22 protein-coding genes are annotated in these 20,143 nt (G+C 49.7%); 5 read left to right on the top strand and 17 right to left on the bottom strand.

Annotation, left to right across the window (positions count from 1 at the left end; translation table 11 throughout):
- Positions 1 to 11: 11 nt before the first annotated feature.
- The 12 genes from DWZ45_RS12015 to DWZ45_RS12070 form a co-directional block, all read right to left on the bottom strand.
- Positions 12 to 827: a histidinol-phosphatase gene (locus DWZ45_RS12015; protein WP_118469309.1), complete on the bottom strand. Its 816-nt coding sequence runs from the start codon at positions 825 to 827 to the stop codon at positions 12 to 14.
- Between the two features lie 95 nt (positions 828 to 922).
- The gene (locus DWZ45_RS12020; protein ID WP_118469311.1) at positions 923 to 1,666 is read right to left on the bottom strand and encodes a YkgJ family cysteine cluster protein; all 744 of its coding nucleotides are present in this window, start codon (positions 1,664 to 1,666) and stop codon (positions 923 to 925) included.
- Between the two features lie 2 nt (positions 1,667 to 1,668).
- Positions 1,669 to 2,724, bottom strand: coding sequence for an aminotransferase class I/II-fold pyridoxal phosphate-dependent enzyme (locus DWZ45_RS12025; protein ID WP_118469313.1), 1,056 nt, complete (start codon positions 2,722 to 2,724; stop codon positions 1,669 to 1,671).
- Positions 2,725 to 2,798: 74 nt separating this feature from the next.
- Entirely contained in the window at positions 2,799 to 3,644 is an 846-nt protein-coding gene (locus tag DWZ45_RS12030) for a CPBP family intramembrane glutamic endopeptidase (RefSeq protein ID WP_182426674.1), read from the bottom strand.
- Between the two features lie 61 nt (positions 3,645 to 3,705).
- Complete coding sequence (gene nth, locus DWZ45_RS12035) at positions 3,706 to 4,344, bottom strand: endonuclease III (protein WP_107001840.1); 639 nt, start codon at positions 4,342 to 4,344, stop codon at positions 3,706 to 3,708.
- A gap of 159 nt (positions 4,345 to 4,503) precedes the next feature.
- Positions 4,504 to 5,370 (bottom strand): NYN domain-containing protein, encoded by an 867-nt coding sequence (locus DWZ45_RS12040; RefSeq protein ID WP_022358838.1) that lies wholly within the window; start codon positions 5,368 to 5,370, stop codon positions 4,504 to 4,506.
- Positions 5,371 to 5,862: 492 nt separating this feature from the next.
- Positions 5,863 to 6,456, bottom strand: coding sequence for a type IV toxin-antitoxin system AbiEi family antitoxin domain-containing protein (locus DWZ45_RS12045; RefSeq protein ID WP_118469317.1), 594 nt, complete (start codon positions 6,454 to 6,456; stop codon positions 5,863 to 5,865).
- 155 nt (positions 6,457 to 6,611) lie between these two features.
- Complete coding sequence (locus DWZ45_RS14755; protein WP_255646893.1) at positions 6,612 to 6,746, bottom strand: hypothetical protein; 135 nt, start codon at positions 6,744 to 6,746, stop codon at positions 6,612 to 6,614.
- Positions 6,747 to 7,310: 564 nt separating this feature from the next.
- Positions 7,311 to 8,717: a 23S rRNA (uracil(1939)-C(5))-methyltransferase RlmD gene (gene rlmD, locus DWZ45_RS12055; protein ID WP_333490949.1), complete on the bottom strand. Its 1,407-nt coding sequence runs from the start codon at positions 8,715 to 8,717 to the stop codon at positions 7,311 to 7,313.
- Positions 8,718 to 8,740: 23 nt separating this feature from the next.
- On the bottom strand, positions 8,741 to 9,331 hold the full coding sequence (locus DWZ45_RS12060) for a TIGR01440 family protein (protein ID WP_022358840.1): 591 nt from the start codon (positions 9,329 to 9,331) through the stop codon (positions 8,741 to 8,743).
- Between the two features lie 91 nt (positions 9,332 to 9,422).
- Positions 9,423 to 10,526 (bottom strand): chorismate synthase, encoded by a 1,104-nt coding sequence (aroC, locus tag DWZ45_RS12065; protein ID WP_118469318.1) that lies wholly within the window; start codon positions 10,524 to 10,526, stop codon positions 9,423 to 9,425.
- A 25-nt stretch (positions 10,527 to 10,551) separates the two neighbouring features.
- Entirely contained in the window at positions 10,552 to 11,628 is a 1,077-nt protein-coding gene (locus DWZ45_RS12070) for a lactonase family protein (RefSeq protein ID WP_107001837.1), read from the bottom strand.
- 452 nt (positions 11,629 to 12,080) lie between these two features.
- Here DWZ45_RS12070 and DWZ45_RS12075 point away from each other — a divergent pair, with 452 nt between their 5' ends.
- Genes DWZ45_RS12075 through DWZ45_RS12090 form a run of 4 tightly spaced genes read left to right on the top strand, consistent with a single transcriptional unit; the run spans position 12,081 to position 16,495 of the window.
- Positions 12,081 to 12,614: a helix-turn-helix domain-containing protein gene (locus DWZ45_RS12075; RefSeq protein ID WP_022358843.1), complete on the top strand. Its 534-nt coding sequence runs from the start codon at positions 12,081 to 12,083 to the stop codon at positions 12,612 to 12,614.
- A 36-nt stretch (positions 12,615 to 12,650) separates the two neighbouring features.
- On the top strand, positions 12,651 to 13,727 hold the full coding sequence (potA, locus tag DWZ45_RS12080) for a spermidine/putrescine ABC transporter ATP-binding protein (RefSeq protein WP_118469320.1): 1,077 nt from the start codon (positions 12,651 to 12,653) through the stop codon (positions 13,725 to 13,727).
- Between the two features lie 18 nt (positions 13,728 to 13,745).
- On the top strand, positions 13,746 to 14,567 hold the full coding sequence (locus DWZ45_RS12085; protein ID WP_022358845.1) for an ABC transporter permease: 822 nt from the start codon (positions 13,746 to 13,748) through the stop codon (positions 14,565 to 14,567).
- Positions 14,567 to 16,495, top strand: a complete 1,929-nt coding sequence (locus DWZ45_RS12090; protein WP_107001833.1) for an extracellular solute-binding protein — start codon at positions 14,567 to 14,569, stop codon at positions 16,493 to 16,495. Before DWZ45_RS12085 ends, DWZ45_RS12090 begins: the two co-directional genes overlap by 1 nt.
- An 82-nt stretch (positions 16,496 to 16,577) precedes the next feature.
- Here DWZ45_RS12090 and DWZ45_RS14560 read toward each other — a convergent pair whose 3' ends face one another.
- Positions 16,578 to 16,718: a hypothetical protein gene (locus DWZ45_RS14560; protein ID WP_182426675.1), complete on the bottom strand. Its 141-nt coding sequence runs from the start codon at positions 16,716 to 16,718 to the stop codon at positions 16,578 to 16,580.
- Between the two features lie 111 nt (positions 16,719 to 16,829).
- Between DWZ45_RS14560 and DWZ45_RS12100 the strand changes: the two genes are divergently transcribed.
- The gene (locus tag DWZ45_RS12100; RefSeq protein WP_118469322.1) at positions 16,830 to 17,261 is read left to right on the top strand and encodes a NifB/NifX family molybdenum-iron cluster-binding protein; all 432 of its coding nucleotides are present in this window, start codon (positions 16,830 to 16,832) and stop codon (positions 17,259 to 17,261) included.
- A gap of 51 nt (positions 17,262 to 17,312) precedes the next feature.
- Here DWZ45_RS12100 and trmL read toward each other — a convergent pair whose 3' ends face one another.
- From trmL to DWZ45_RS12120, 4 genes are read right to left on the bottom strand one after another with little or no spacing between them, the layout of a single operon-like run.
- The gene (trmL, locus tag DWZ45_RS12105; protein WP_107001831.1) at positions 17,313 to 17,807 is read right to left on the bottom strand and encodes a tRNA (uridine(34)/cytosine(34)/5-carboxymethylaminomethyluridine(34)-2'-O)-methyltransferase TrmL; all 495 of its coding nucleotides are present in this window, start codon (positions 17,805 to 17,807) and stop codon (positions 17,313 to 17,315) included.
- The gene (locus tag DWZ45_RS12110) at positions 17,801 to 18,976 is read right to left on the bottom strand and encodes an aminotransferase class I/II-fold pyridoxal phosphate-dependent enzyme (protein WP_107001830.1); all 1,176 of its coding nucleotides are present in this window, start codon (positions 18,974 to 18,976) and stop codon (positions 17,801 to 17,803) included. Before DWZ45_RS12110 ends, trmL begins: the two co-directional genes overlap by 7 nt.
- Positions 18,973 to 19,455, bottom strand: a complete 483-nt coding sequence (locus DWZ45_RS12115) for an Lrp/AsnC family transcriptional regulator (RefSeq protein ID WP_022358850.1) — start codon at positions 19,453 to 19,455, stop codon at positions 18,973 to 18,975. Before DWZ45_RS12115 ends, DWZ45_RS12110 begins: the two co-directional genes overlap by 4 nt.
- A 14-nt stretch (positions 19,456 to 19,469) precedes the next feature.
- On the bottom strand, positions 19,470 to 20,087 hold the full coding sequence (locus DWZ45_RS12120) for an AIR synthase-related protein (RefSeq protein ID WP_243015256.1): 618 nt from the start codon (positions 20,085 to 20,087) through the stop codon (positions 19,470 to 19,472).
- Between the last annotated feature and the right edge of the window lie 56 nt (positions 20,088 to 20,143).

A 20,143-nucleotide genomic window follows, 5' to 3' on the forward strand; every position in this document is an offset into this window, starting at 1 on the left:
TTCTGTCTTTTTTATACAAGAAGTATCTCCCTAAATCCGCCACCCGGTTTCAGGGCACACACACTTTTAAATCCACACGCCACCGCCAGCTCCTGCGCCTGCTTAAACCCATATCCGATCGTGTCGGTACTGTGGCTGTCGGAGTTGATGAGGATACGTCCGCCGCAGGCACACAGCTCTTTTAACAGAGCTGCGGACGGGTACGGCGCACTCCGATAGCCGCGGGACATGGCGCCTGTGTTGATCTCAAACGGAATCCCCAGAGCCGCCAGTTTGTGCATCGCCGTGATCGCCGGTTCCAGATAGGCGTCTTTCGTCTCGTCAAAATGTTTATATCCCTCGTTAAATTTTGTCAACAGGTCAAAATGTCCGATGAAATCGCATTTTGTCCGGTCATAAATCTGCGCCTCTGCCTCGAAATACTCCCGTGCAAACGCGTACCAGTCACCATGCCACAGCGTCTCGACTGCTTTTACCAGTTTCTCTTCCGTATCATCCACACAAACATACTCGCCATCCTTGATGAGCGCATGGGTCGAGCCGATCGCGTACTCTGCTTTCTGCACCGGTCCCAGTCCATCCAGCTCGATCCCGATATAGAGATTCATCTTTCCCCGGTATTCCTCCCGGAGTTCTTGAAGTTCTTCGGTATACTGGCGAAGCTTCTCGTCGTCCATCCCGAATCCCGGCTCAAACATCGAAAAATCAGCATGTCCTGAAACACCAAAATCGGTCATTCCCATCCGGTATGCCGCCTCCACCATCTCCCGCGGTGTACTCTTTCCGTCGCAGAACGTGGTGTGGGTGTGAAAATCTGTATGAAGCATCGGTAATCTCCTTTCTTATTTCACTCTGTCAAAACGTTTCTGCCTCTTCACAGCTGCGGGCAAACATCCTTGCGGATTTGTCTTCAACAAAGGATTTATCGCAAACTCCGCTCCGCCATCTGCATCCGCTTTTCAAACTGCTCGTAAAAGTCCTTCTCTCCATCATACGGAAGCAGATAGAACAGTTTCATAATCAACAGATTGCGCCGTTTTTCGCGCTCGGCTGCCGCAGTGGCACGGTTTTTCTTCTGTATCTCCTGTTCCTCCGGCGTTCCGATGCATGGTTCTGCCAAAAGGTTCTGCGCCGCCTCCGTTTCCGCCCTTCTTATATCTTTTAAGAAATAATGCCACCGGCTGATATACGCCTCATACCGCTTTAAATCTGGCGTATCGATCCATTTTTTCACTTTGACTTTCGTCCGGTTTTCCTTTTTACACTCATGAATCTGGAGAAAATACTGGAAACTTCCATTTTCATAAAAGCGCCCCAGTGGAAACAGGCGGCAGATACCCGGCCGGTATGCATGGATCCGGCAGCGCCCTGCTTCATCGAGAAACCCACAGGCTTCATCCGCCCCGCTCCGGAGAGCCAGATTCGGCAGAATCTGTCCGTCCACGACGTTCCACTCCACCTTTTTCTCCTCCAGCAGATGTTCCAGCGTGTCCCCGCGCAAGGTGGTCAGACGGTACACATCATATGGATCCAGCACGATCGAATTACCCATTCCGTGGCAGCACGCCGAACAGCCCCGGCAATCATCGCATCCGGCTTTTACCATATCGTCCCGGCTGTACAGCTTTCCATCTGAAATCTCCGCCATCGTTACATTACGTTCCATCTCTACTTCTCTCTTTCTGCCTCAATCCGATCTAAAATCTCCCACAAATGTTCCAGATCCGCCTCTCTGGTCGCCCAGCTCGTCGCAAAACGGACAACGGTGTGATCCTCGTCATACCGCTCCCAGAAGCTCACGGAAACCTCTTTTTCAATCTGCTCCATCCGGTCATTTTCCAAGATCACAAACTGCTGGTTGGTCGGGGACTCACGGAAAAACGTATAACCGCGCTGTTTTAACCCTTTCTTTAAAGCTGCCGCCATCTCTACCGCATGGCGTCCCAGGCGCTCGTACAGCCCGTCTGTAAACAGCACATCAAACTGGATTCCCAGCAGGCGTCCCTTTGCCAGCAGCGCGCCCTGCTGCTTGATCCGGGTAATAAAATGCGCCGGAACATTCTTCTTCTCACCAAATACAACTGCCTCTCCGCAGAATGCGCCCATCTTCGTGCCGCCGATATAAAATACATCACACAGATGCGCGATCTCCGAAAGACTCAGGTCATTTTCCTCCCCCGCCAGACCATATCCAAGACGCGCCCCGTCCAGATAGAGCGGGATTTCATACGAACGGCAGATCTCCGAGATCGCCTGCAGCTCCTTCCGGCTGTATAAGGTTCCGTATTCCGTCGGATGGGAAAGATACACCATTCCCGGAAATACCATATGATCATGGTTTGCGTCCGCCTCGAAATTTTGCAGATATTCCTGCAGATCCGCCGGATCAATCTTCCCATCTTTTTCCGGAAGCTGCAACACCTTATGCCCGGTGTACTCGATCGCCCCGGCTTCATGAATACTCACGTGCCCTGTCTGCGCTGCTACTACGCCCTCATACGGTGCAAGCATGCTACTGATCACGGCCGCATTCGTCTGGGTACCGCCCACCAGAAAATAAACCTCCGCCTCCGGGCATCCGGTCGCCTCCTGTATTTTTCTGGCGGCACTCTGGCAGTACCGGTCCATGCCATATCCCGGCAGACTCTCCCGGTTCGTCTCCGCCAGCTTCTGAAGTATCTCCTCGCAGGCGCCCTCTGTATAATCGCTTGCAAATGAAAGCATCGTAGTATCTCCTCCTGTTCTTTCTTCGAGCAAACACAATCCTGCGTTCTCGAAATTGTTTGTATTTTTTGTCCTCACCAGTGCCAGAGAAGCACCCGCATCAGCATCGCCGTCAAATTTGCTGCACTGTGAAATAACACAGGTTCCCACAGACGGTTCTTTTTTTCATACAGCCACGCCAGTATAAGTCCCATGAGCGCCGCATAAATCCCCTGCGCCCAGTTTCCATGCACCAACCCGAAAAATGCCGCCGATCCAAGTGCCGCCCAGAAAAATGGGAGCGCCATACGCAGGCGCTCAAATAAAATGCCGCGAAACAGCAGCTCTTCGGAAAGTGGGGCGGCAATGCCCATGAGAAAGAACTGCTGCCACAGGGCGCCAGAAAATAAAGCGGCGGCGCCCTCCGACGCACCTTTTCCCAGAGTTGCCGCAAGCATATCCCCCCGAGGCATTTTCAAACACAGAGACACCGCTTCAGCTGCCTGCCCAGTCATCCGAACCTTTTGCACTGCAATATGCAGCACTCCCAGGAAAATCTCCTTTTTTTCTAATGCCCAGAAAATCATGTTAAACACAGCGCTGAACGCAGCTGCCACCAGCAGGATTTTCCACACATCCGGCACTTTCTCCCAGAAATATCCACTTTTCTCTCCCTTTGTCGTCTTTATCTGTGGAGAGACCTGCTCTTTCATCCCGTCTGCCTCTGCTATGCGCCTGTTTTCTTTCTTTTTCTGGATCCTCCGCCAGTAAAATGGATAAATCACAGCAAATGTAAGAAACGACGACACGGTTCTTCCCACATTTCCCTCCAGATGTCCCAGCACCTCCACACATCCGCCGATTAAATCGCTGATGACGCACGGAAAAAACATCTGCCAGACGATACGCCAATCCGCTGTCTCCTGCCGTTCTTCGTCCATTTTTCTGCCTCCTGTCATCCTTTTCCTATCTGCATCTGTTTCCATGACTTTTTCAGACTTTCTACTCCACGCCTGCCTTCGCGCAGATATCCTGCAGACAGCACTTGTCACAGTACGGCTTCGTCCGCGCCGTACAGACTTCACGCCCGTGATACACCAGGCGGTGGCAGAAATCGCTGCCCTCCTCCGGTGGAATCAGCTTCCAGAGTGCCATTTCCACGCGCTTCGGGTCCTTGATTCCTTCCACCAGCCCTATCCGGTTTACCAGGCGGATGCAGTGCGTATCCGTGACGATCGCCGGTTTTCCAAACACATCCCCCATAATGAGGTTGGCGCTCTTTCTGCCGACTCCCGGAAGCTTTAACAGAGCGTTAAAATCATCCGGCACATGCCCGCCGTACTCGTCGCGCAGCATCTTCATACAGGCGCTGATGTCCCGCGCCTTGCTGTGTCCCAGACCGCACGGCTTCACAATCGCCTCGATGTCTTCCACCGGGGCATCCGCCAATGCCGCCACATTTGGATATTTCTCAAACAATCCCTTGACTACCACATTGACACGCGCATCGGTACACTGCGCCGCCAGACGGACACTGACCAGCAGCTTCCACGCCTGATTGTAGTCCAGCGTACAACCCGCATCCGGATATTCTTTTTTCAGGCGGTCAATTACCTCTAATGCAAGCTCTTCCTTTGTCATGTTCCTGTCTCTCCTATCTTCTATCCTTCACTTTTCAATTTACAGTCTGTCTTTGTAACAGCTGACACAACACTACAACCACTGCTGCATTCTTCCAGCCTCATACGAATCACAGCCGCTTCTGCAACTTTTTATTCTCATACGAACCGCATATGCTTACTATTCTTCCGCGTCCGCATCCTTCTTTCGTTTTCCGCCGCGCCGTACCTTGGAAAGTACCGGCTTTTCTTCTTTCTGTTTGACACGCACATAGATGATCGACAGAATCTTATTGTGCGGATTGCGCGCTGACCGAACCTCAACGGAATCAAACAGCTCGATAAACTGCTTTAACTTCGTGCATTTATAATTTCGCGGGTCAAATCCCGGCACACGCTTTGGAAGGTTGTCTCCCAGCTCCGATAAATCCACCCATCCGTCATCGTCCGCATGTGTGTTGATGATCGAGATAATCTCTTTCTCCATCTCCTCCATGTTCGGAATATTGCTGACTGCATTCGGATCGCTTTCTTTCTCTGCCTCTTTTCTGGAACCATCCGCCTCACTCTCCTTGCGCGTCTGCGGCAGGGACGGATTCTGCGACGGATTTTCATCGTTTAATAAAATATCCAGGAATTTAAATGTCTCACACGCCGAAACAAATGCATTCGGCGTCTTGCGCTCTCCCATGCCGATCACCGTCATGCCTGACTCACGCAGGCGCAGCACCAGCTTCGTAAAATCACTGTCCGAGGTGACGATACAGAAGCCATCCACATTGCCCGAATATAAAATATCCATCGCATCGATGATCAGCGCCGAATCGGAGGCATTTTTCCCCTGCGTATAATTGTACTGGAAAACCGGCGTGATCGCATAGTCGCGCAGGTTCTTCATCCACGCCCGCACGCTCGGCGTCTGAAAATCGCCGTAAAGGCGCTTGTACGTCGCACTTCCATAATTGCTGACCTCATCTAAAATCAGCTTGATATACTTGCCGGACACATTTTCCGCATCGATCAGTACGGCTATTTTTTTGTCATCCATCTCCTGTTTCCTTTCTCAAATACCGCTCAAAATATTCTCTGCCGCTTTCATCAGGGCGCACTTTCCTTTGAAATAAAAAGGCACCGGAACTTTCGCACGGTCGCATGATCGTGACTCTGAAAGCCTCCGGTGCCGGAATTTCTCATTTTCACACCGCCGAAACGGTCGTGATCGACAGCCGATACAGCTTATCTATAAGTGTATCACGTTCATGAGAAATCAGCAAATATTCTTTTTATTGTATTATGGTTTCACTGCATATCCGTCGTTCTCTTACATCACTGTCAAAATCAACAACAGGGTAGAACTCTCACGAATCCTACTCCAAAATTACTAACATAAAGCCAGCTACGGCTTAAACCATAGCTTAATGTCAAAGAGGAAAAAACAAACTCTTGAATATTAAAATTCTTCAACAAAAATCCTCTAAGACAATAGATATTTCACTATCTCTTAGAGGATATTTCTTCAAAACTTGTTCCGCTGTATGAATCATATCATTACCTCCACATACATCATCACTTCATCCCTTACTCCAAGTTTAACCGCATACTCAATCAATCTTGAAAGATTCTTTTCCTTCGAGGACATATATTCCTTGATTGCTGTCTGATATAACTGAATTTCATATTTCTTTCGATCCTTAATCAAATCACAAATACATCTTTCCTTGTCATACACTTTAACCAAATTACCGCTGCTTGACGGGATTTCACAGGTCCCCATATCAAGAATCTCTGGGTTTGCGTAACGAACTTTTTTGTTTTTCTTTTTGATATGTGTTGCATTATATCCGGTAGGAACAGTGAAACAAATATGACTGTATTCTCTGTCGATAAGACCATGCAAATAAAGGGCGGTCTCGCCCGAATAAATAATATTCTTATTTCGTTGCTGGAGTACAAACAACTCATCTGGCCACACATTATCTAAAATATAAATGCCATGTGCCACTTTTTCCATATCATGCTCTCTGACGTATTTTGAGACAGATGGCTTTGATACACCTGATTCAACGGCCTTCGATGTAATCAAATATCCATTGTCTTTTTCAATTAGCGATTCCAAAATATCTGATATTGACATAGTTGTCCTCCTTATCCTTGATATTTGCTTTTATGCTTAAATTATATTATATTTAAGCGTAAAAGTAAATTCAATCCTTATATGCTTGCAGAAGTAAAAGATAACGCAGCCGAATAATTTCACAAAAAGCGACAGTCTGATTTACATTTTGTATTTCAGGAAACTGCCGCTTCTTTTTCTTCCTTATTCTGTTTTTCTTCCTCCAACTCTCGGAGGACTTCATCGCCGTACTTATCAATCATCCGTACCAGAAAATCAATGCACCGTTCAAATTCAATATTCTGTTGCATAAGCTCCTCCCGTCATTGTTTTGATCTGAGCTTATTTTACAGAACCTACCGGAAAACCACATTGAATAGAAATTGATTGTAAATTGACACAATCACTTTAAAAATATCCGCATTTTCTTTAATCAAATATATGTTCGTGTTATGATAGATATACTCAATCTTAACTAGCTATGACGGAAAAACCAGCCTTCCAAAACTTAGAAAAGATCACTTGCTATAGAATTGTAATTTGCTTCTTCTTTGACCCCTTATAAACACAAAAGCTGAACAAACAGGATTTTTCGTCCTACTTGGCAGATTATAGTTCTCTCCTACTTCGATTCCACATTTCCTTTTGATTTGAGAAATATATAAATTTGAAACCTTCAAGACAAATTCTTTCAGCACATAATCTTTGATTTCCTGATAGGTCGCTTTCGGCTCTGCACTGGTTGCATCCAGCTCGTTCAGGTCTAAATCGATCTCTATCGTGTCATCTGGTTTTTGCGCGAGCAACGAGGCAAGCCGAGATGCTTGCATCTCGATTTGCCGACTGCCGCGTTCATCGAGACAAGTACTCTTGTCTCAATGTTGGGACAAAAGAGCTACCGTCTCCACATGCCCGCTCATCCCGAACATATCACAGCATCTCACGCGCTCCACCGCGTATCCTCTTTCATCCAGATACTTCACATCGCGCGCCAATGTGGCGGAATCGCAGCTGACATAGACTACCCGCTTTGGCTGCATCCGGACGATCGTGTCGAGGCAGACGCTGTCACAGCCTTTGCGCGGCGGATCGACGACGATGACATCGGCATAGACCTGATTTTTTTCATACTCCCTTGGAAGTACCTCTTCAGCTTTTCCGACGAAAAACTCGACATTTTCCATGCCATTTAATGCCGCGTTCCGGCGGGCATCCTCGATCGCCGGAGGGACGATCTCTACACCGTACACTTTCTTCGCTTTCTGCGCCAGAAACAGGGAAATGGTTCCGATTCCGCAGTACAGATCCCATACAGTCTCCCCACCGGTCAGCCCCGCGTATTCCAGCGCCGTTCCATAGAGTTTTTCCGTCTGCACCGGATTGACCTGATAGAAAGAAAGCGGCGAAATCTGGTACGATACATTTCCGATTTTATCTGTGATATAGCCTGGTCCGTATAAGTTTACAAGCTCCGCACCAAGAATCACGTTTGTTTTTTCCTGATTGATGTTGTAGGAAATACTGGTCATGCCAGGGACTTCTTTTAAGCGTTCCACAAAAATATCCGCATGCGGCAGCTTCTTTCCATTGATGACGAGACAGACCATCAGCTCGCCGTTTGAAAATCCCTTCCGAATCAATGCATGGCGAATCAGACCCTTGTGCGTCTCCTCGTCATATGGCGCAATCTGATATTCTTCCATGATTTTCTTGATAATATCCAGAATTACCGCATTTTCTTCGACACCCAGCAGGCAATCCTCCGCTTCCACAATATGGTGGGTGCGTCCCGCGTAAAATCCGGCAATGATTCTTCCATCCTTATCGCGTCCAAACGGAAACTGTGCCTTGTTGCGGTAGCGCCACGGTTGCTCCATCCCCAGGATCGGCTCCATCACGATGGTTTTATCCACAATCACACTATCCGCCCGCTCCGGCAGCCGCAGGTTCTCCATCCCGCCGATCCGGCGCAGGTTATTGTAGACCTTGCGCTCCTTAAAATGAAGCTGCGCCTCATAACTCATCATCTGAAGCTGGCAGCCGCCGCACTGTCTTGCGACCGGGCATTCCGGCATCACGCGGTCTTTGGATGCTTCCAGCACCTCCATCAGACGGGCAAAACCATAGTTTTTCTTCATTTTCATCGCCCGCACCCGGATCCGATCCCCGATCACGGCATCTTTTACAAACCAGATATAGCCGTCCTGCTTTCCGATCCCGGCTCCATCTTCGCTCATATCTTCGATTGTCAGTTCAAATTCATCATTTTTCCTGATTTCCACGTTTTTTGTACTCCTCATTTTCTTTATTTCGCATCCAGATAATGCGCCCGCTCTCCGCCAATATATTTCAGCCTCGTTCTCGCACACGTCACATGGGCGCCGCCGATCGCACGGATCGAGGTCCGCACCGGAACTGCAACCGGGCGCAGGTGCATACCGATGAAAGTGTCTCCGATATCGATGCCCGCGTGTGCCTGAATCCGCTCTACGGCTGTCGGATGTTCAAATCCCGCATAGGCTGCCGTTGCAAAGGAACCGCCTGCTTTTAGCTGCGGCACGACGTTTACCATCTCCAGACCATATTTTTCCGCCGCTTCTTCTTCCACAATCAGCGCCCGGTTCAGATGTTCACAGCACTGTGCCGCCAGATAAAGCCCCTGCGACTTGGTGACTGCATACAGCTCCTCAAACACCGCTTTTCCGATCTCGGCGCTGGAATAGGAACCGATCTTATGCGATGCAATCTCGCTGGACGAGCATCCGACCACCAAAATCTGTCCCGGCTTCATATTTGCCGCACTGAGAAGTTCCTCTGCGGCAATCCGTACCTCCTGGCGCAGCTCCTCTAACTGTCCTGCTGTCTCTATTTCTTTTGAAATTCCTGTTGCACTCATCCTGCTGCCTCCTGATTTAATGCCAGAAAAAGCCGCGGACCAAACAGGCTGAGCCCGCCGCAGCTTTTCCAAAATTTTTATTTACATTCCCTTACTTCCGGTAAAACTCCTGAATCCGATCCAGCCTCGCCGTCATGCCGCCCAGCAGCATATCCGCCGCCGCAAATGCCGCCATCGTCTCAACCACGACAACCGCTCTCGGCACAATGATCGGATCATGGCGTCCCTTGATGCTGATGCCGATCTCCTCGCCGCTCTTATTGACGGTTCTCTGCTCTGCGGCAATCGACGGGGTCGGTTTAAATGCCGCACGGAACACAACTTCGCTTCCATCCGTCATACCGCCTAAAATGCCGCCTGCATGGTTCGTCGCCTTGCCAACGCTTCCATCCGCCTCCATGACAAATGCGTCGTTGTTCTCGCTTCCTGCCATCTGCGCCGCATGGAAACCCTCTCCGATCTCGAAGCCTTTAACGGCACCGATCGAGCAGATTGCCTTTGCCAGATTCGCATTAAATTTATCAAAAACCGGTTCACCAAGCCCTGCCGGAAGACCGGCAATCACGCATTCCACGATACCGCCAGCAGAATCTTTCTCCGCCATCCTCCTTTCCAGATACTGCTCTGCCTCTGCGGCTGCGGCAGCATCCGGCATATACAGCTTATTCTTTTCACATTCTGCCAGATCAAACCGATCCGGCGCCACTTCCACCGGTCCGATCGCTTTCGTGTATGCTTTTACCCGGATGTTCAAGGATTCCAGCAGCTTTGCCGCGATAGCGCCTGCTGCCACTCGTCCGATCGTCTCGCGTCCCGAAGAACGTCCGCCGCCCCGGTAATCCCGGAAACCGTATTTTTCATCGAAGGTATAATCTGCATGTCCGGGACGGTAATAACTGGCGATCTCACTGTAATCCTTCGAATGCTGATCCTGGTTCCGCACCAGCATCGAGATCGGCGTGCCCGTCGTCCGCCCTTCAAAAACGCCTGACAGGATCTCCACCGTATCGCTCTCGCTGCGCTTCGTCGTAAAACGGCTCTGCCCCGGTTTGCGGCGGTCCAGATAACGCTGAACGTCTTCCTCACAAAGCGCAAGCCCCGCCGGACAGCCATCTACGACCACGCCCACGCCTGCTCCGTGGGATTCGCCCCACGTTGTCATTGTCAGTATTTTTCCGTATGTTGACCCTGCCATTCTCGCTATTAACTCCTTCTGCCATTTAGTCTGCTTTCTTTCCTCTCGTAGGTACCTTTGTAATCACACAGCAGTTCGGCTCATTCACCGAAATACTGCGTCCGCTCATCACCAGCAGTTTCTCCTTATATTCCACCTGGAAGAAAGAAATGCTGTTACTGCCGTGGTTGATCGACGCCAGATGGTTTCCATCCGGGAAAATCGCGATATCCTTCGGGTAATCTCCACTGATCGGCAGACAGCAGAGCAGCTTCAACAGCCCCGTCTGTGCATCGCGCTCGTAGACACTGACTGAATTATCGCCCGCATTGCTGCAGAACAGATGTGTCTCGTCCTCGGACATCCGGATCGTGCACGCTGCAGTCAGCTGGCTGGTGCGCTCCGGTGCGGTCGATGGAATCGTCTGGATCTTCTCGATCTTCGGCACACGATCGCCCGTTTCATACGTGTATACATCAATCACATTTTTGATTTCATACATCAAATATAAGAATTTTCCATCCTTGCTGAACATGAAATGTCTCGGACCAGATTCCAAATCACAGCGGATCGCGTCCACCAATGAAAGGGTTCCCTTCTCGCCATCAAACCTGTAAATCTTGACCTGGTCAATTCCCAGATCGGCTACCAGCAGGAATCTGCCATCCGGCGTGCGCTCCGCACAGCTCACATGCGGGCGGAACGTACGCTCTGCCACGCTTCCAAGTCCCTTGTGATAAACGCCGTCGGTCACTTCCCCGATAGAACCGTCCGGTTTCAGGCGGACCACCGTCTCCTTGCCGTCATGATAGCCGGATACGAAGATAAACTTGTCCTCCGCATCGGTCGCAATATGGCAGCCGCGCATCGCCTTGATATTTGCGCTGTTCACACGGCTGAGTGCGCCGTTTTCCAGAATCCGGAACGCCACAACGCCCTCGTCCGCGATGGAATAGAGCATCCGCCCGTCATGTGAAACAGTTAAATAGGAAGAGTTGTCCACTTCCACCTCGCACCGGTAGATAAATTTTCCCTTTTTTACATCCACATCATACACGGTAATTCCCTTTGCCTGACCGTTGTATGAGTAAGAACCCACATATGCCATATACTTATCCTGCATGAAATGTTCCTCCTTTGATCCCCCAGAACCGTTATAACGGTTTCTATCAAATTATCTGCCCCTATTTTATCATCATACCGCCATTTTTGCACCCTTTTTTCACACAATTTGAGAGCCCCCGGATTTTCCCGTTTTTTTCCTTGACACCTTCCCCACATTCTGTATAATAGATACTCGGAAGCAAGTTTATTATTTCTAAACAAAAAGATTAATTTTACATTCATTTTAGAATTTCTAAACTTTCATCTTACTTTTGTATGTTTCTAAAAAACGCCGGACGGATGGTTTTCCCACCCGGTTTTTATAAAAAAGGATGTGCCCTGGCACATTCGGGCGTCTCGCGCGGTCGCTTGCGACATGTTTCTGCTTCGCGCAAGTGCGCATCCTCGCGGAGCGTTTTTTGTTTCATAGGACGCAATTTCCTATGAAACCAGGAAAGGAGGTTCCCTCTGTTGAGTATAGGAGGAAAATTAAAGGAACTGCGAATTTTAAAGGGTCTGACGCAGGAAGAGCTGGCTGACCGCGCAGAGCTTTCGAAGGGATTTATCTCCCAGGTAGAGCGCGATCTGACCTCCCCGTCCATCGCTACTTTGATGGATATTCTCCAGTGTCTCGGCACAACCATAGGGGAGTTTTTCAACGAGGCTCCGGAAGAGCAGATTGTATTTGAAAAAAACGACTATTTTATCAAGGAAGATCCGGAACTAAAAAATGAGATTCAGTGGATCATCCCGAACGCCCAGAAGAACACGATGGAACCAATCCGCCTGACACTCGGTGCCGGCGGCTCCACCTATCCGGACAGCCCACATGAGGGTGAGGAATTTGGCTATGTTCTTTCCGGCAGCATCCTGATTCATCTGGGGAACCGGACGTACAAAGCCAAAAAGGGCGAATCTTTTTACTATACGAGCGACAAGACGCATTACCTTGAAAGCCGCTCCGGCGCGACGATCCTCTGGGTCAGCTCGCCGCCAAGTTTCTAATACTACACATTATTTTACTATTTACGGAGGAAACGCATGAGCCAGCCATTAATCGATTTACAGCATATCTCGAAACGCTTTGACGACACCCTGGTCCTGGATGACTTGAGCCTTTCAGTAAAGGAAAATTCCTTTGTAACGCTCTTAGGTCCCAGCGGCTGCGGCAAGACGACCACGCTCCGCATCATCGGCGGATTTGAATCCCCAAATACAGGAAAAGTAATTTTCGGCGGCGAAGACATCACCAAACTTCCGCCAAACAAGCGCCAGCTAAACACCGTATTCCAGAAATACGCACTGTTTCCGCATATGAGCATCGCAGATAATATCGCATTTGGGCTAAAAATTAAGAATAAATCAAAAGCATATATTGATGACAAAATTAAGTACGCTTTAAAGCTTGTAAACCTAAACGGCTTTGAGCATCGCAGCATTGACTCTTTGAGCGGCGGTCAGCAGCAGCGTATCGCCATTGCGCGTGCGATTGTCAACGAGCCAAAGGTCCTGCTTCTCGATGAGCCGCTTGGTGCCCTAGATTTAAAACTGCGACAGGACATGCAGTATGAGCTGATCCGTCTGAAAAATGAGTTAGGCATCACTTTTATCTATGTTACCCACGATCAGGAAGAGGCATTGACGATGTCCGATACCATCGTTGTCATGAACCAGGGTTATATCCAGCAGATGGGTTCCCCGGAACAGATCTACAACGAGCCGGAAAACGCATTCGTTGCCGACTTCATCGGCGAGAGCAACATTGTGGACGGTCTGATGATCCACGACGAGCTGGTTGAAATCTTCGGTGCGAAATTTGCCTGCGTCGATAAGGGATTCGGAACAATCCAACCGGTAGACGTTGTCATCCGCCCGGAGGACATCGACCTCGTAAAACCGGAGGAAGGCACGCTGCAGGGCATTGTCACCCACCTGATTTTCAAGGGCGTCCACTATGAGATGGAAGTCACCACACCGGACGGCTATGAATGGCTGGTTCACAGCACGGATATGTTCCCGGTCGGCGAGAAGGTCGGCATCCATGTAGACCCGTTTGACATCCAGATCATGAACAAGCCGGCGTCAGAGGACGAGGAAGCTGTGGGCGTCAATGAATAGAAAGGAGTCGGACTTAGCATGAAATCAAACGTGAAACGGCTCTTCGCCGGTCCTTATATTCTCTGGATGATTGGTTTTACCATCATCCCGCTCCTGCTGATCGTATACTACGGTCTGACAACCAAAAGCGGGGCATTTACACTGGCAAATGTCTGTTCCATCACGACACCGGAGCATATGAAGGCGCTGCTCTTATCCCTGGGTCTGTCTCTGGCTGCGACCGCCATCTGCCTGCTTTTGTCCTATCCGCTGGCTTTGGTGCTGCGCCGCCGCGGCATTGGGGCAGGCAGCTTTATGGTATTCGTCTTCATCCTTCCGATGTGGATGAATTTCCTGCTCCGCACCCTCGCGTGGCAGACGCTCCTGGAGAAAAATGGCGTTATCAACGGCATTCTTTCCTTTCTCCATCTGCCAAATATTGCCATCATCAATACCCCGTGGGCGATCATTCTGGGCATGGTATACAACTTCCTGCCTTTCATGATTCTCCCGATTTATAATGTGCTGGCAAAGATCGACGACAATACCATCAACGCCGCCAAAGACCTGGGTGCAAACAATTTCCAGACACTCATTCACATCTGGATTCCGCTCAGCATCCCGGGCATCATCAGCGGCATTACCATGGTATTTGTCCCGGCGCTGACAACCTTCGTTATTTCCAGTCTCTTAGGCGGCAGTAAGATCCTGCTCATCGGAAATGTCATCGAGCAGGAGTTCACCAAGGGAAGCAACTGGCACTTAGGTTCCGGTCTCTCGCTGGTTCTGATGATTTTCATTTTACTGAGTATGGCGCTTATCGCCAAATACGATAAAGAAGGGGAGGGCAATGCGTTCTGATGAAACATAACCGCTTAAAACAGTTTTTCCAGGACTTTTACCTGGCGCTCATCCTGCTCTTTTTATACATCCCGATCGTGACCATGATCGTTTTGTCCTTTAACAACACAAAATCGAGAACCGTCTGGGGCGGTTTTACCACCCGCTGGTATACGCAGATGTTCCAGGATTCCGCCATCATGAATGCCTTAAACAATACGCTGCTCATCGCGTTTGCGTCGGCTCTGATAGCGACCGTCATCGGCACGATCGCCGCCATCGGCATCAACAGCATGAAACGAATTCCGCGCACCATCGTCATGGGAATCAACAACATCCCGATGCTGAACTCCGATATCGTAACCGGTATCTCCCTGATGCTTGCATTTATCGCGTTCGGTATCTCTCTCGGATTTAAAACCGTGCTGATCGCGCATATCACATTTAACATTCCATATGTGATATTAAGTGTCATGCCGAAACTCAAGCAGACGAACCGGTACACCTACGAAGCCGCTCTGGATCTCGGTGCCAGCCCGCTATATGCTTTCTTCAAGGTCGTATTTCCGGACATCGTCCCGGGTATCCTCTCCGGCTTTTTGATGGCATTTACGATGTCCCTCGATGATTTTATCATTACGCACTTTACAAGAGGTGCCGGTATGGATACCTTATCCACCCTGATCTACAGCCAGGTGCGCCGAGGCATCCAGCCGACGATGTACGCCCTGTCCACGCTGATTTTCGTGGCAGTCCTGGTGCTTCTGGTGATCACCAACTTTGCCCCGGAGAAAAAATCCACCGGCAATGCGACTGTGATTGACACAGAGACCATCAAGCGCCGCAAACGCAACAACCAGATCAAGAACGGCGTTCTGGGACTTGCCTGCACGCTGATTCTGCTTGTCGTTGGTGTCAGCACCTACAGCCGCTACACCACGACTCATTCAAACGAACTGTACGTCTACAATGCAGGCGAATATATTGATCCGGACCTGATTGAGGAATTTGAACAGGAAACCGGAATCAAGGTTACCTACGACGTATTTGAGACACTGGAAGAAATGTATCCGGTCATCGAAGCCGGCGGCGTCAACTACGATGTAGTCTGCCCATCCGACTACATGATTCAGAAAATGAAAGAAAATGACCTGCTTGCCGAACTCAACTTTGACAACATTCCAAATGTCAAAAACATTGACCCGCAGTACATGGAAATGTCCAAGCAGTTCGACCCGGAAAACAAATATTCCGTGCCATACACCTGGGGAACCGTCGGTATTCTTTATAATACGAAGCTCATCGAAGAAAAAGGACTTCCGGTTCCGACCAAATGGTCCGATCTCTGGAATCCGGCTTATAAAGGCGAGATCCTGATGCAGGACAGCGTCCGCGATGCCTTCATGGTAGCGCTCAAAAAAGACGGCTTCTCTGCCAACTCGACCGATGAAACCGAACTCCAGCAGGCAAAGCAGGATCTGATTGACCAGAAACCGCTCATACAGGCTTACGTCATCGATCAGGTGCGTGACAAGATGATCGGCGGCGAGGCAGCCATCGGCGTCATCTACTCCGGCGAGATCATGTACATCCAGGATGAGGTAGCCGCACAGAACCTCCCATTCTCCCTGGAATACGTGATCCCGGAAGAGGGAACCAACGTCTGGCTCGATTCCTGGGTAGTTCCGAAAAATGCGAAAAATAAGGAAAACGCAGAAAAATGGATCAATTTCCTCTGCCGCCCGGATGTCGCAGTCAAAAACTTTGAGTACATTACCTACGCGACGCCAAACAAGGCAGCCAAGGAAATGCTGGACGAAGAAATCCAGAACAACAAAGCCGTCTTCCCAGATGCGAAGCAGCTGAAAAACTGCGAGGTTTACCGGTATCTTGGGGATGAAGCGGACGAGCTTTATAATAGTTTGTGGAAAGAAGTTAAGTCGGATTAAGGGGCTTGCTGCTTCAAATCATAATTGTAAAAAAGAGTCAACAGAAGTGCATTCTGCTGGCTCTCTTTTTCTATCAAAGATATTATACTTCCAATGCCGCTTTTAAGTCTTCCATACTGGAATATCTCGGTGCATTTGGATCTTTTACAATCGTTCTTCCTTCTTCGATTGCTATCAATAACGCATCCTTCTTTTCATTCTTCTCAATATTTACTCCATCCATACAAGCCACCTCCATATATGTCTATTATATATTTTTTCATAAATAGCATATACATTTATATTGATTTTTCAATTCTAAGCGCTATACTATCTCTAAAAAAGGAGGTCACTCATGAAAATTGCAGTCCCTTATGAAAACGGAGAAATCTGCTCCCACCTGGCTCAGGTGAAAGAATTTTTAATTTTTGATGTAGTTGATGATGAGATTATTTCCACCAAAACCGTGAAACAGACCTATGCAAACGATCCCGGCGCGCTGGTCGAGTTTCTGAAAAAAGAAAATACTGCCGTTCTCCTCTGCGACGCCCTTCCGATCCCGATGATGATCGCCCTGCGCGAAACCAGCATCCAGGTTCTCGGCGGCGCCAAAGGCGCTCCTAAAGACCGCGTCGAAGACTTCTTAAACGGAATGCTTCACTTTGACCGGAGCGGAAATAACGGACCATCCTGCGGCGTCCACCTGCCGGACAACAATAAAAATGGCACTGACTCCGACGCCGAATGCGACGGAAATATCAGTGCCTGTGGGACTTGGTGCCACTAATTCCTGTTTCATCTGAGACGTTGATGACGCACGTGTGGGACAGAATCCACCTTATTTCCACTGGAGGTGATGCAGATGCCCCTCCGTATTCATCTTCTCAAACCCATTCTGCCGCAGCGCCTCATACAGAATGATCGCCACCGAGTTTGACAGATTCAGAGAGCGCATCTCACCCCACATCGGGATGCGGACGCAGCGCTCCGGGTCTTCGATCAGGAGTTCTTCCGGGATGCCGCGGCTTTCCGGTCCGAACATGATATAGCAGTCCGGATCGTAGTGAACGTCCGTATACACCTGCGTCGTCTTCGTGGTCGCCATATACGGGCGCGCGCCCGGATTCTTCTCCAGAAAATCTTTAAAATCGCTGTAAACTGTCACGTCCAGATGCGGCCAGTAATCAAGACCCGCTCTTTTTACCATTTTATCATTCAATTTAAAACCGAGAGGCTCGATCAGATGAAGCCGCGTGTTCGTTGCCACGCAGCTTCGTCCTATATTTCCTGTATTCATCGGCATCTCCGGTTCATAGAGTACAATATTTAACATTTCTTCTCTCCATCCAGCCGTGCCACAAACCGCTTGATGCGCTCGATCGCCTTCTGCAGATCCTCCAGCGAATACGCATAGGAAACACGCAGATAGCCCTCGCCGCAGTTTCCAAACGCGGTGCCCGGCACAAGCGCCAGCTTCTCTTCCTGTAACAGGCGGTTTGCGAATTCATCCGAGGTCATGCCAAACCGTTTGATGCACGGGAACATATAAAATGCTCCATACGGCTCGAAACAGTCCATGCCAAGCGCCCGGAACTCTCTCAAAAGATAGCGGCGGCGCTCATCGTAGGCTTTCTTCATGCGGGCAATGTCCTCATCGCCATTCCGCAGGGCGTCAACCGCTGCATACTGGCTGGTGGTCGGCGCACACATAATCGCAAACTGATGGATTTTCAGCATCTGTTTTAAGATAAGCGCTGGAGCCGCCGCATAGCCGAGACGCCACCCGGTCATCGCATATGCCTTGGAAAATCCGTTGATCAACACCGTGCGGTCACGCATCCCGGAAATCTCCGCGATGGAAACGTGCTTGCCACTGTAGGTCAGCTCGGAATAAATTTCATCACTCAGCACAAACAGATCCTTCTCCTCAATCACCTTCGCGATCGCCTCCAGATCGGTGCGGTTCATGATCGCGCCCGTTGGATTGTTCGGGAATGGAAGAATCAGCACCTTTGTTTTCGGTGTGATTTTCTCCAGCAGCTTCTCCGGCGTCAGACGGAACTCATCCTTCTCCTCCAGCTCGATAATGACCGGCGTACCGCCCGCCAGCACCGTACACGGCACATAGGAAACGTAACTCGGCTGCGGAATCAGAACCTCATCGCCCGGATTGAGCATCGCGCGCAGGGCGATATCAATCGCCTCGCTGCCGCCGACCGTTACCATCACTTCTGTATTCGGATCATACTCAAGACGCTGACGACGTTTCAGATAATGGCAGATCTCCTGGCGCAGTTCCTTTAAACCAGAGTTCGACGTATAGAAGGTACGTCCTTTTTCCAGCGAATAAATGCCCTCCTCGCGGATATGCCACGGTGTATCAAAATCCGGTTCGCCCACGCCCAGGGAGATCGCGCCCTTCATCTCGCTGACAACGTCAAAAAACTTCCGGATTCCGGACGGCGGAATATTTACAATCGTATCTGATAATGGGTTTCTCACGGAACAATCAACATCCTTTCATCCTGAGGACCGTCGCAGAGAACGGTACCATGGTCTTTGTATTTTTTAAGAATAAAATGGGTCGCGGTACTCAGCACAGAATCGATCGTGGAAAGCTTTTCTGCCACGAACTGTGCAACTGCACGCATGGTTTTCGCCTCGATCATAACGGTAAAATCATAGCCGCCGGACATCAGGTATACCGAGGTCACCTCGCTGTACTGATAGATTCTCTCGGCAATCTTGTCAAAGCCCATCTCGCGCTGCGGCGTTACCTTTACTTCGATCAGTGCAATGACCTTCTCCTCATCTGTATTATCCCAGTTAATCAGGGTATGGTAACCGCAGATGATATGTTCATTTTCCATTTCGGCGATCTCCGCTGCGACCGCAGCTTCATTTTCCCCGAGTAAATCCGCCAGCTCTTTGACGCTGATGCGGCTGTTTTTTTCAATGACCGCTAAAATTCTCTCTCTCACTTTACTACCTCCTGTTAATGGGATTTTGGTAAGTCTTTCATTTTATCTATCTCATCCGGTTTTGGCCGGTCAAGAAAGCTATGTACTTCGCCGCTGTAAATCTCGCGTCCGATCGCTGTGCGCGTCCGACCGATGAGCGCCGCCGGAATGCCCTCTCTCTCCAGATTCTTTAGCAGTTTCGGACCGCTAGACGCCGTCAGCAGAATGCAGCCCTGGGACTGTAAACGGTATGGATTGAGGTCAAATACCTCGCAGACCTCCACCGTCTCCTGGCGGATCGGAAGTTTCCTAAGATCCATCTCAAATCCGAGTCCGAATCCATCAAAAAAATGCCACAGCGCTGCCATGACGCCGCCCCCGCCCGCCGGATACCACGCAGATGCGCCGAGACGGGTCAGCACTTTCCGCTCTTTATGTGCAGCAAATGCCTCCAGAAGCGGAGACGGATTCCATTTCTCATAGAGATTCTGGCATTCTCTCACATACCGTGCAGAAAATCGGTTCAAAAGCGCCGCCTCGCCGCTTTTTGCCGCCATCGAGGTACCAAGAAGCGCGGTGTAACCGACCGCCAGAAGATCCTGCTCGGCTTTCATCTCCCCGTATGCCTCGAAAATTTCATCTTTTATGTTCATTCTGATTCCTTTCCCAGCTTCACATTCAAGTACAGTAATTTTCTGCGTTTACCACG

Source organism: Clostridium sp. AF32-7AC, assembly GCF_003477925.1.
Taxonomy (GTDB): Bacteria; Bacillota; Clostridia; order Lachnospirales; family Lachnospiraceae; genus Otoolea; species Otoolea fessa.

Excerpts from the sequence above, each read along its gene's own strand:
- potA (WP_118469320.1), top strand. The coding sequence starts at position 12,651 with ATGAGCCAGCCATTAATCGATTTACAGCATATCTCGAAACGCTTTGAC.
- DWZ45_RS12060 (WP_022358840.1), bottom strand. The coding sequence starts at position 9,331 with ATGAGTGCAACAGGAATTTCAAAAGAAATAGAGACAGCAGGACAGTTA.
- trmL (WP_107001831.1), bottom strand. The coding sequence starts at position 17,807 with ATGTTAAATATTGTACTCTATGAACCGGAGATGCCGATGAATACAGGA.
- nth (WP_107001840.1), bottom strand. The coding sequence starts at position 4,344 with ATGACAAAGGAAGAGCTTGCATTAGAGGTAATTGACCGCCTGAAAAAA.
- DWZ45_RS12040 (WP_022358838.1), bottom strand. The coding sequence starts at position 5,370 with ATGGATGACAAAAAAATAGCCGTACTGATCGATGCGGAAAATGTGTCC.
- aroC (WP_118469318.1), bottom strand. The coding sequence starts at position 10,526 with ATGGCAGGGTCAACATACGGAAAAATACTGACAATGACAACGTGGGGC.
- DWZ45_RS12085 (WP_022358845.1), top strand. The coding sequence starts at position 13,746 with ATGAAATCAAACGTGAAACGGCTCTTCGCCGGTCCTTATATTCTCTGG.
- DWZ45_RS12015 (WP_118469309.1), bottom strand. The coding sequence starts at position 827 with ATGCTTCATACAGATTTTCACACCCACACCACGTTCTGCGACGGAAAG.
- DWZ45_RS12030 (WP_182426674.1), bottom strand. The coding sequence starts at position 3,644 with ATGGACGAAGAACGGCAGGAGACAGCGGATTGGCGTATCGTCTGGCAG.
- DWZ45_RS12070 (WP_107001837.1), bottom strand. The coding sequence starts at position 11,628 with ATGCAGGATAAGTATATGGCATATGTGGGTTCTTACTCATACAACGGT.
- DWZ45_RS14560 (WP_182426675.1), bottom strand. The coding sequence starts at position 16,718 with ATGGATGGAGTAAATATTGAGAAGAATGAAAAGAAGGATGCGTTATTG.
- DWZ45_RS12045 (WP_118469317.1), bottom strand. The coding sequence starts at position 6,456 with ATGTCAATATCAGATATTTTGGAATCGCTAATTGAAAAAGACAATGGA.
- DWZ45_RS12100 (WP_118469322.1), top strand. The coding sequence starts at position 16,830 with ATGAAAATTGCAGTCCCTTATGAAAACGGAGAAATCTGCTCCCACCTG.
- DWZ45_RS12020 (WP_118469311.1), bottom strand. The coding sequence starts at position 1,666 with ATGGAACGTAATGTAACGATGGCGGAGATTTCAGATGGAAAGCTGTAC.
- DWZ45_RS14755 (WP_255646893.1), bottom strand. The coding sequence starts at position 6,746 with ATGCAACAGAATATTGAATTTGAACGGTGCATTGATTTTCTGGTACGG.
- DWZ45_RS12120 (WP_243015256.1), bottom strand. The coding sequence starts at position 20,087 with ATGAACATAAAAGATGAAATTTTCGAGGCATACGGGGAGATGAAAGCC.
- DWZ45_RS12025 (WP_118469313.1), bottom strand. The coding sequence starts at position 2,724 with ATGCTTTCATTTGCAAGCGATTATACAGAGGGCGCCTGCGAGGAGATA.
- DWZ45_RS12090 (WP_107001833.1), top strand. The coding sequence starts at position 14,567 with ATGAAACATAACCGCTTAAAACAGTTTTTCCAGGACTTTTACCTGGCG.